Here is a 9,763-nt window from a genome sequence, read left to right as displayed (position 1 = left end):
TCGACACCGTCGACGCTGGTGCCCGACATCAGGCCGATATAGAGTCCGGGAGCGGGGCGGGCGGGCGCGGCGCCCGCCGCCTGGAGGCGGCCGGGCTGGGAATCGCGCGGGCCGCCGGAAGCGCTCATGTTCGCGCGCTCAGCGGCTGGCCACGTTGGTCAGCGCGTCGGGCAGGGTCTGCTGGAATTCCGTCAGCAGCTGGATCTGCTGCTGGTACGGCGCCACGGCCTGCTTGAAGGCGCGGATTTCCGCGGGCTCCAGCGTGCGGGCCACGGGCAGGTCCACCGACAGCGGGTCGATGGGTTGGTTGTCCACGCGGAATTCGTAGTGCAGGTGCGGGCCCGTGGCCCAGCCGGTGGCGCCCACGTAGCCGAGCAGCTGGCCCTGGGAGATCTTGGAGCCCTTGGTGATGCCTTCGGCGATGCGGCTCTGGTGCGCGTACAGCGTCGAGTACTTGCCGTGGTGCTTGACGATGACCACGTTGCCGTAGCCGTTCTGCCAGCCCGAGAATTCCACCGTGCCGTCAGCCGTGGAATGGATGGGCGTGCCCGACGGCGCGGCGTAGTCCACGCCCTTGTGCCCCGTCCAGGTCTTGTGGATGGGGTGCATGCGCATGCCGAAGGTCGAGCTGATGCGGCTGAACTTCAGGGCGGTGCGAAGGAAGGCGCCGCGCAGGCTGGTGCCGTCGAAATCGTAATACGAGCCGCTCTTGCCGTCGGGGCTGAACCAGACGGCGTTGTAGGTCTTTTCGCCGTTGATGAACTCCAGCGCCAGCACGCGTCCGGCGCCGGCATAGCGGCCGTCGTGCGAGCGCACTTCGTAGACCACGCGGAACTGGTCGCCCTGCCGCAGGTCGCGCAGGAAGTCGATCTTGGCGCTGAGGATGTCGGCCATCTGCAGCGTGACGGAATCGGGGATGCCGGCCGCATCGGTGGCGCCGAACAGCGAGGAGCGGATGGTGCCGACCGCGACGCGGGTCTGGCGATCGGTGCTCTCGGTGATTTCCTCGGCCTTGTAGCTGTTGCCGGCCGGGGCCACGTGCAGCATGCGGGTGACGACCTGGCCGTCGGTCTCGTTGCCGGGCGTGTGGATGTAGCGCAGCCAGATCAGGTTGCCGTCTTCGTCGGTCGCCGCCTGGACCGAGCGGCCCGGATAGAGCTTGTAGATGCTGCGGGCGCTGGCGTCGTGGGTGAGGAAGGTTTGCAGTTCCGGCGCGTCCAGTTCCAGGCGCTGCAGCACCGCGGCCAGCGTGTCGCCCGCGCGGATGCGGGTTTCGCTGATGTAGGGCGCGGCGCTCGGCGTGCTGACTTCGACCTGTTCGGCGGTCAGGGGCAGGACGCTCTGGATGATGCGGGCGGAGGGGATGTCGGAGCGATCGGGATGCTGCACCATGCCCAGCGCGGCAGCGCCGGCGAACAGGCCGATCGCGGTGACCAGCAGCGTGCGGCTGACAATCCCGGAGCGCGGCTTGGGCTCGACGGGCGAGAGCGACGCTGCGGTTTTGCGCTTGAAGCGGTTCGCAATGTCGTGGAGGCCACGATTCATCGTGAAAAAACCCTCTCAGGTAGCTGGGACTCGCAGGGTGCGTGACACGAACGGCCCCCGCGCGCCACGTTATCCGGGGCAAGGGCTGGCGCGGGGCGCAACTTGTGAACAGCAGGTGACAGACCGGACGACAACTGCGTATATATGACAGTTGCGTATGATTAGGGCGGTATCCTAGCTGATTCAGCTAGAATTTTCGATAGTTTTCGTCACTTTTTACACCTTTTATCGGCCGAAGCCGTCTTGGTCCCCCCGGAAATGTCCTCCTCAGAAGCCCCCATCGCAGCAGCCCCCATCACCCCCGAAGTCGAAGCCGACCTGCGCATCGCCAAGCGCGGCTGCGACGAACTGCTGGTCGAATCGGAGTTCGCCCGCAAGCTGGCCCGCAGCCGCGCCACCGGCGTGCCGCTGCGCATCAAGCTGGGGCTGGATCCGACCGCGCCGGACATCCACCTGGGCCACACGGTGGTGTTGAACAAGATGCGCCAGCTGCAGGACCTGGGCCACACGGTCATCTTCCTGATCGGCGACTTCACCTCGACCATCGGCGATCCCAGCGGCCGCAACAGCACCCGCCCGCCGCTGACCCGCGAGCAGATCGAGGCCAACGCCAAGACCTACTACGCGCAGGCCAGCCTGGTGCTGGACCCGGCCAAGACCGAGATCCGTTACAACTCCGAGTGGTGTGACCCGCTGGGCGCGCGCGGCATGATCCAGCTGGCCTCGCGTTACACGGTGGCGCGCATGATGGAGCGCGAGGACTTCACCAAGCGCTTCAAGGGCGGCGTGCCGATCTCGGTGCATGAATTCCTGTATCCGCTGATGCAGGGCTATGACTCGGTGGCGCTGAAATCCGATCTGGAGCTGGGGGGCACCGATCAGAAGTTCAACCTGCTGGTCGGGCGCGAGCTGCAGAAGGAATATGGCCAGGAGCCGCAGTGCATCCTGACCATGCCGCTGCTGGTGGGGACGGATGGCGTCGAAAAGATGTCCAAATCCAAGGGCAACTACATCGGCATTTCCGAGTCGCCGGATTCGATGTTCGGCAAGCTCATGTCGATCTCCGACACGCTGATGTGGCGTTACTTCGAACTGCTGTCGTTCCGCTCGCTGGAAGACATCGCCGCGCTCAAGGCCGAGACCGAGGCCGGCCGCAATCCGCGCGACGCCAAGGTCCTGCTGGCCCAGGAGATCATCACCCGCTTCCATTCGGCCCGCGCGGCCGAAGAGGCGCTGGCTTCCTTCGAGGCGCGTTTCCGCGACGGCGCCATCCCGGACGACATGCCCGAAGTGAACGTCGCCGGCGCGCCGGTGGGCATCCTGAAGCTGCTGCGCGAGGCCGGCCTGGTGGCGTCGGGCTCCGAAGCCCAGCGCAACGTGGAGCAGGGCGGCGTGCGGGTGGACGGCGACCGCGTCGAGGACAAATCGTTGCAATTGCCCGCCGGCACTTATGTGGTGCAGGTAGGCAAGCGCAAATTCGCCCGTGTTACCGTGAAGTCGTGATTTTGCGAAGATCGCTTGATCCGGTGGCTGCGGAGATTTGATACGCTGGGAGCCAGGGCCGAGGACCCGGGCGTCCTGTGCGGCACATTGAGGAGCACGACATGAAGCTTTTGAGTTTGTCCTTTTCCGATACCGAGTCGATTCCCGAGCGCTACGCCTTCGGCAGGATCGACGCGCAATCGCACGTCGCGCTGGCTGATAACTTCAATCCGCAGTTTTCCTGGGACGACGCGCCGGCCGGCACGCAGTCCTTCGCGCTGATCTGCCACGATCCGGACGTGCCGTCAGTTCCCGACGACGTCAACCAGGAGGGCCGCGAAGTGCCCGCCAGCCTGCCGCGCGTCGATTTCTTCCATTGGGTGCTGGTGGACCTGCCCGCCGACCTGCGCGAAATCGACGAGGGCGCCTTTTCCAACGGCATCACGCCGCGCGGCAAGGGCGGCCCGTTGGCGCCGCTTGGCGCGCGCCAGGGTGTCAACTCCTACACGTCCTGGTTCGCCAGCGACCACGACATGAGCGGCGACTATTTCGGCTATGACGGCCCGTGCCCGCCCTGGAACGACGCGCTGGTCCACCGCTACGTGTTCACGTTGTATGCGCTGGACGTGGCCACGCTGGGCCTGCAAGGGTCCTTCACCGGCGAGGATGCGCTGCGCGCGATCCAGAAGCATGTGCTGGCCCAGGCTTCGCTGACCGGCACCTACACGCTCAACCCGGCCCTCGCGCCCAAGCAGATCGGGGCCACCTCGGCCTCCTGACGCCCCGCGCGGGCCGATCACGCCCTGTCGTCGGATCCGTCCGGCGGCAGGGCGTTTTCAATGGGGCGATCCATTGCGGCCGCGGCTGCCGGTCGGTCCGAGGCCCGAGCCGGCGTCCATCCGCGCGCATCAGCCCGCCGCGCGTTTCAAGCGCAGCAGCGCCACGCCGAAGCTCACGAAGATCGAGCCCACCAGCCGGTTGAGCCAGGTCACGATGCGCGGCTGGCGCAGCAGCCGCCGCGCGCGATGGGCCAGCGCGCCATAGGCCAGCAGCGAGACCAGCGACATGCCCATGAAGATGCCCGTCAGGATGAGGAACTGCGGCAGCAGCGGTTCGCTCGCGTTCAGGAATTGCGGGAACAGCGCGGTGAAGAACAGGATGGGCTTGGGATTCATCGTCGCCACCAGCGCCGCTTCAAGGTACAGACGGCTGGCGCGGCGCGGCGCCTGTTGCGTGGCCTGTTCGGGCGGCGGCGCGATATTCGAGCGGCCAAGCAGATGGCGCAGGCCGATGTAGAGCAGATAGGCCGCGCCCGCGACTTTCACCAGCGTGAACAGCAGCGCCGACGATTGCAGCACCACGCCCAGTCCCAGCATGGCGGCGGCGGACAGCAGGAACAGCCCTGTCACGTTCCCCAGCGTCGACGGCAGCACGGCGCGCACGCCGCCCGCCGCGCCATTGCGGATGGCGAGCATTGTGGCGGGGCCGGGGCTGACCACGCTGACGGCGGCGACCAGCGAGTAGGTAAGGAGGGTGGCGGTTTGCATGAAAATTGCTCAAGGCGGCTTGAGGCCGGTTTCAGGGGGCGGAACGGCGCGCGTGGTTTTCGCGCCCGTGCATGGCATTTTGCGCCGATTGCCGGTAGATGGGGGGCAATTCCGCGCGCCCGACGGGGTAAACTAAGCGCCATTCTCCGGGTTTACCCCGGCCAGCCTTTCCACGGTTTTTTCTCTTCTACTGCCTCAGGAACCCTCCGTCATGTTTGACCGCAACCTCACCCTGTCCAAGGCTGACCCGGATGTCTGGGCCGCCGTCCAGAAGGAAGACGTGCGCCAGGAACAGCACATCGAGCTGATCGCGTCCGAGAACTACGCCAGCCCCGCCGTCATGGAAGCCCAGGGCACGCAGCTCACGAACAAGTACGCCGAAGGCTACCCCGGCAAGCGCTACTACGGCGGCTGCGAATACGTGGACGTGGTCGAGCAGCTGGCCATCGATCGCCTGAAGCAGATCTTCGGCGCCGAAGCCGCCAATGTGCAGCCCAACTCGGGCTCGCAGGCCAACCAGGGCGTGTACATGGCCGTGCTCAAGCCGGGCGACACCGTGCTGGGCATGAGCCTGGCCGAAGGCGGCCACCTGACGCACGGCGCGTCGGTCAACGCCTCGGGCAAGCTGTACAACTTCATCTCGTATGGCCTGGACGAAAATGAAGTCCTGAACTACGACCAGGTCGAAAAGCTGGCCAAGGAACACAAGCCCAAGCTGATCGTGGCCGGCGCCTCGGCCTACGCGCTGCACATCGACTTCGAGCGCATGGGCCGCATCGCCCGTGAAAACGGCGCGCTGTTCATGGTCGACATCGCCCACTACGCGGGCCTGGTCGCTGGCGGCGCCTACCCCAACCCGGTTCCGCATGCAGACTTCGTCACCTCGACCACGCACAAGTCGCTGCGCGGCCCGCGCGGCGGCGTCATCATGATGAAGGCCGAACACGAGAAGATCATCAACTCGGCGATCTTCCCCGGCATCCAGGGCGGCCCGCTGATGCATGTCATCGCCGGCAAGGCCGTGGCCTTCAAGGAAGCGCTGGCCCCGGAATTCAAGGACTACGCGCAGCAAGTGGTCAAGAACGCCAAGGTGCTGGCCGATACGCTGGTCAAGCGCGGCCTGCGCATCGTTTCCGGCCGCACCGAAAGCCACGTCATGCTGGTTGACCTGCGCGCCAAGGGCATCACCGGCAAGGAAGCCGAAGCCGTGCTGGGCCAGGCTCACATCACGGTCAACAAGAACGCCATCCCGAATGATCCGGAAAAGCCCTTCGTGACCAGCGGCATCCGCCTGGGCACGCCGGCCATGACGACCCGCGGCTTCACCGAAGCCGAGGCCGAACTGACCGCCAACCTGATCGCCGACGTGCTGGACAACCCGCGCGACGAGGCCAACATCGCCGCCGTGCGCGCCAAGGTCAACGCACTGACCTCGCGTCTGCCGGTCTACGGCCGCAAGTAAGCGCCTGCGCTGTCCGCCCGGGAAACCGGGCGGCGGGGCTGAAAAGGGACGGTTCCGCAAGGGCCGTCCCTTTGTTTTTGGCCGGACGCACGGTTGCTGGCAAAAATATCGGGGACGAATTCAGCCCTATTGACGATTTCCGCCGGACGGATCGTTACAATATGCTTAATTCTTGCCATCCGGCCTTCAGGGATCACACATGCGGTGTCCATTTTGCGGCAACCCCGAAACGCAGGTCGTCGACAGCCGCGTCTCGGAAGAAGGCGACGCCATCCGGCGCCGCCGCCGTTGCCTGTCCTGCGACAAGCGCTTCACCACCTATGAACGGGTGGAGCTGGCGCTGCCCTCGGTCGTCAAGCGCAATGGCAGCCGCAGCGACTACGATCCGGCCAAGCTGCGCGCCAGCCTGAGCCTGGCGCTGCGCAAGCGTCCCGTCAGTACCGGCGACGTGGATGCCGCCGTTTCCCGCATCGAAGAGCAGTTGCGGGCCAGCGGGCAGCGCGAAGTGCCCACCGAGCACATCGGCGAGCTGGTCATGAACGAGCTGCGCAAGCTCGACAAGGTGGCCTACGTGCGCTTTGCTTCGGTCTACAAGAGTTTCGAGGACATCGGCGAATTCGTCGAAGCCATCCGCGAGATGCAGGGGCCCTTGCTGCCCGGCAAGCTGCGCAAGGACTGACTGGATCCGCCTGTCGACCTTACGCCGTCGCTCGGGCGCCATGGCAAGGTCGGCGCCCGAGGCCGACGACCCGATTCAGGCCGCCAGCTGCTGCCGCGCCATGCCGGGCGTTCGCGGCTCGAAGCGACGCCACACGCGCCGCATGTGCTGGGCCGAGCCAAATCCTGCTTTTTCCGCCACGCGCTCCAGGTCCAGCCGGGTTTCGCGCAGCAGGTCGCGCGCCAGCGCGACGCGTATCTGATAAAGATAGTCCATCGGCGTGCAGCCCGCGTGCAGGCGGAACAGCCGGGTCAGGTGGCGCGCGCTGGTATGGGCTTCCTGCGCCAGCGATTGCGCCGACCAGGGCGCCGCCGGGTTGCGCACCACCGCATCCTGCACCTTGTGGACGCCGGGATGCAGATGACTGCGGTGTTCCAGCCAGGGCGACAGGGCCGAATCCGTGCCGGCGCGGCGTTGGTAGACCAGCATTTCACGAGCGACCTCGCAGGCGATGCGCGGGCCGCAGTGGCGCGACACCATGTGCAGCGCGAGATCTATGCCCGCCGTGATGCCCGCGCTGCTGACCAGCGCGCCGTCCTCGACGAAGATGCGGTTGTCGAGGATCCGCGCGCTGGGATCAAGCGTCGCCAGCTGCGCCAGGCTGCCGTGATGGGTGGTGCATTCGCGCCCGCGCGTGAGGCCGGCGGCGGCGGCGAACAGCGCGCCGGCGCAGACCGTCATCAGCGTGAAGCCGTCGGCCGGTTGGCGCGCGGCCAGCCAGTCGATGATGGCGCGCGCCTGCGCATCGTCCAGCCGCGTCGGCGTGCCCACCACGCCGGAAACGATGACCAGCGCGTTGGCGGGCAATCTGGCCGGCAGCGGCTTGATGCGCGCCAGGTGCAGCCCCGCCAGGCCGCATTCCAGCTCCGCCTCCGGTCCGCAGAAATGCAGCGCGAACATGCCGGGGCACAGCCTTTCGGCCACCCGGAACGCTTCCGCCGGACCGGCCAGGTCCAGCAGCACCAGGCCGCGCGTCAGCACGAAGTACACCGGGATCATGGCGTGCGCTCGCGCATTTCAGCGGGACGACATGCTAAGCCGCCAGCACGTCGGCGGCACGCAAGACCCGCGCGAAGCGGCCCTGTAGCACCAGCTCGGTGCGGTCGCGGATCTCGGCGGGCGTGTATTGCCGGCCGGACGGGCTCTGCATGGCGAAGGTCAGGGTGGCGTCGGTGGGGAAGATCACCTTGAAGCCGGCGTCGCTGGCATGGCGCGAAGTGGTCTCGCAGCACTGCTCGGTGCGGATGCCGCTGACGATGACTTCACCGATATCGTGATCCCGCAGCCAGTCATGCAGCGTCGCGCCGTCCTGGCCCTTGGCGTAGAGCGAGGAGTGCACGGTCTTGTGGAACACGGCGGTAGGCGAGATCTTCAGCTCTTTCAGCGTCTTGACGTGCCCGGACGCCAGCGAGAAGGGGTTGGCTGGATCGTCCGAGACGCTGGTGTGGAAAACCTGCAGCACCGGCACGCCCTGGGACGTCGCGGCGTCGATCAGGCGCTGGATCTGCGCCACGAACGCGGGGTATTCGGTTTCGTCCCAAAACGGACGTTGCCGAAAGGAATCCTGGACATCGATGACGATCAGCGCCTGCTTCATGGTCTGGGCTCCAAAACATGGATTTTAAAAGGACACGCAGCCATTTTCATCCTCGCGGACCGGCCAGGCGAGCGCGCCGGCAGACCAGCATCGGCCCGAAACGGACATCATGGCGATCGGGGTGGCGGGCGGCGCCGGATGGCGGGAGCGGCGGGTTGGGACGGGCGCGGGTCTCCCAGGGCGCGGCCGCGCGGACATACAATCCTGCGCATGACGACTGCCACCGATTACGACGATCTACTTTGGATGCGACGCGCGCTGGACCTGGCGCGGACCGTCATGTACACGACCGCGCCCAATCCCCGGGTCGGCTGCGTCATCGTGCGCGACGGACGCGTGCTGGGCGAAGGCGCGACCCAGCCGCCGGGCGGCCCGCACGCCGAGGTGTGCGCCTTGCGCGATGCCCAGGCCCGTGGCGAGACGGTGGCGGGCGCCACCCTCTATGTCACGCTGGAGCCGTGCAGCCATCACGGCCGCACCCCGCCCTGCGTGGACGCCGTGCTGGCCGCCGCGCCGGCGCGCGTGGTGGTGGCGATCGGCGACCCCAATCCCCTGGTCAACGGCCAGGGCCTGGCGCGGCTGCGCGCCGCTGGCATCGCCGTCACCACCGGCGTTTGCCAAGAGGAAGCGCTGGCGCTCAACGCGGGCTTCATCTCCCGCATGAGTCGCGGGCTGCCCTGGGTCTGGATGAAGATGGCGGCTTCGCTGGATGGCCGCAGCGCGTTGCATAACGGCATGTCGCAATGGATCACCGGCCCGCAGGCGCGCGAGGACGGCCATCGCTGGCGCGCGCGCAGCTGCGTCGTGCTGACGGGCATGGGCACGGTGCTGAAGGACGATCCGCAGCTCAACGTCCGGGGTGTCGAGACGCCGCGCCAGCCACGCAAGGCGGTGGTCGATGGCGGATTCGCCATTCCCGAAACGGCGCGGCTGTTCGATGGCGCGGAAGTCATCGTCTTCACCGCCCGCGAGGATGCGGCCAAGGCGCGCCGCCTGGAACAGCGCAACGCGCGCATCGTTTGCCTGCCGGGCGAGACGGCCGGCAAGGTGGACCTGCCCGCCATGATGCGTTGGCTGGCCCGGGAGCAATTCAATGAAGTCCACGTCGAGGCCGGCGCGGGCCTGAGCGGCGCACTGGTATCGGCGGGCTGCGTGGATGAGCTGCTGCTGTACCTGGCGCCGGTGCTGCTGGGCGACGCGGCCGGCATGGTGCGCCTGCCGCTGCTGGAACACCTGGATGGCGCCCGGCGCTACGCCTTCATCGACACGGCTGCGATCGGACCCGACCTGCGCCTGCGCGCGCGGGTCGAGGCCAGCTGGCAGCAGCTGCTGCAGCGGGTGGCCTTGCCCGACCTGGGCTGAACGGATGGGGCATTGCTGCCGGCCTTGGCGCCGGCCCGGATAGAGGGGGG

Annotated in this window: 9 protein-coding genes; 5 read left to right on the top strand and 4 right to left on the bottom strand. The window is 67.2% G+C overall.

Features of this window, described 5'->3' with window-relative positions; all coding sequences use genetic code 11:
* Positions 1 to 138 precede the first annotated feature (138 nt).
* Positions 139 to 1,545: a peptidoglycan DD-metalloendopeptidase family protein gene (locus ACEU5R_RS05730; protein ID WP_392409394.1), complete on the bottom strand. Its 1,407-nt coding sequence runs from the start codon at positions 1,543 to 1,545 to the stop codon at positions 139 to 141.
* A 258-nt stretch (positions 1,546 to 1,803) separates the two neighbouring features.
* Between ACEU5R_RS05730 and tyrS the strand changes: the two genes are divergently transcribed.
* The gene (gene tyrS / locus ACEU5R_RS05725; protein WP_103272378.1) at positions 1,804 to 3,048 is read left to right on the top strand and encodes a tyrosine--tRNA ligase; all 1,245 of its coding nucleotides are present in this window, start codon (positions 1,804 to 1,806) and stop codon (positions 3,046 to 3,048) included.
* 101 nt (positions 3,049 to 3,149) lie between these two features.
* Complete coding sequence (locus ACEU5R_RS05720) at positions 3,150 to 3,806, top strand: YbhB/YbcL family Raf kinase inhibitor-like protein (RefSeq protein ID WP_392409393.1); 657 nt, start codon at positions 3,150 to 3,152, stop codon at positions 3,804 to 3,806.
* A 129-nt stretch (positions 3,807 to 3,935) separates the two neighbouring features.
* On the opposite strand, the gene ACEU5R_RS05715 is transcribed toward ACEU5R_RS05720, so the two are convergent.
* Positions 3,936 to 4,574 (bottom strand): LysE family translocator, encoded by a 639-nt coding sequence (locus ACEU5R_RS05715; protein ID WP_392409392.1) that lies wholly within the window; start codon positions 4,572 to 4,574, stop codon positions 3,936 to 3,938.
* Between the two features lie 211 nt (positions 4,575 to 4,785).
* On the opposite strand from ACEU5R_RS05715, the gene glyA reads away from it, so the two are divergent.
* On the top strand, positions 4,786 to 6,036 hold the full coding sequence (gene glyA, locus ACEU5R_RS05710) for a serine hydroxymethyltransferase (RefSeq protein WP_103272381.1): 1,251 nt from the start codon (positions 4,786 to 4,788) through the stop codon (positions 6,034 to 6,036).
* A 199-nt stretch (positions 6,037 to 6,235) separates the two neighbouring features.
* Positions 6,236 to 6,715, top strand: coding sequence for a transcriptional regulator NrdR (nrdR, locus tag ACEU5R_RS05705; protein WP_103272382.1), 480 nt, complete (start codon positions 6,236 to 6,238; stop codon positions 6,713 to 6,715).
* 75 nt (positions 6,716 to 6,790) lie between these two features.
* Here nrdR and ACEU5R_RS05700 read toward each other — a convergent pair whose 3' ends face one another.
* Together ACEU5R_RS05700 and ACEU5R_RS05695 are read right to left on the bottom strand one after the other, a co-directional pair.
* Positions 6,791 to 7,753, bottom strand: coding sequence for a GlxA family transcriptional regulator (locus tag ACEU5R_RS05700; protein ID WP_392409391.1), 963 nt, complete (start codon positions 7,751 to 7,753; stop codon positions 6,791 to 6,793).
* Between the two features lie 34 nt (positions 7,754 to 7,787).
* Entirely contained in the window at positions 7,788 to 8,351 is a 564-nt protein-coding gene (locus ACEU5R_RS05695) for a cysteine hydrolase family protein (protein ID WP_392409390.1), read from the bottom strand.
* Between the two features lie 210 nt (positions 8,352 to 8,561).
* On the opposite strand from ACEU5R_RS05695, the gene ribD reads away from it, so the two are divergent.
* The gene (gene ribD, locus ACEU5R_RS05690) at positions 8,562 to 9,713 is read left to right on the top strand and encodes a bifunctional diaminohydroxyphosphoribosylaminopyrimidine deaminase/5-amino-6-(5-phosphoribosylamino)uracil reductase RibD (RefSeq protein ID WP_392409389.1); all 1,152 of its coding nucleotides are present in this window, start codon (positions 8,562 to 8,564) and stop codon (positions 9,711 to 9,713) included.
* Positions 9,714 to 9,763 lie beyond the last annotated feature (50 nt).

Origin of the sequence: Achromobacter sp. 413638, assembly GCF_043119405.1 — a bacterium.
In the GTDB taxonomy this organism is placed as follows: Bacteria; Pseudomonadota; Gammaproteobacteria; order Burkholderiales; family Burkholderiaceae_B; genus Achromobacter.
This window is presented reverse-complemented; position numbering and strand designations above follow the sequence as displayed.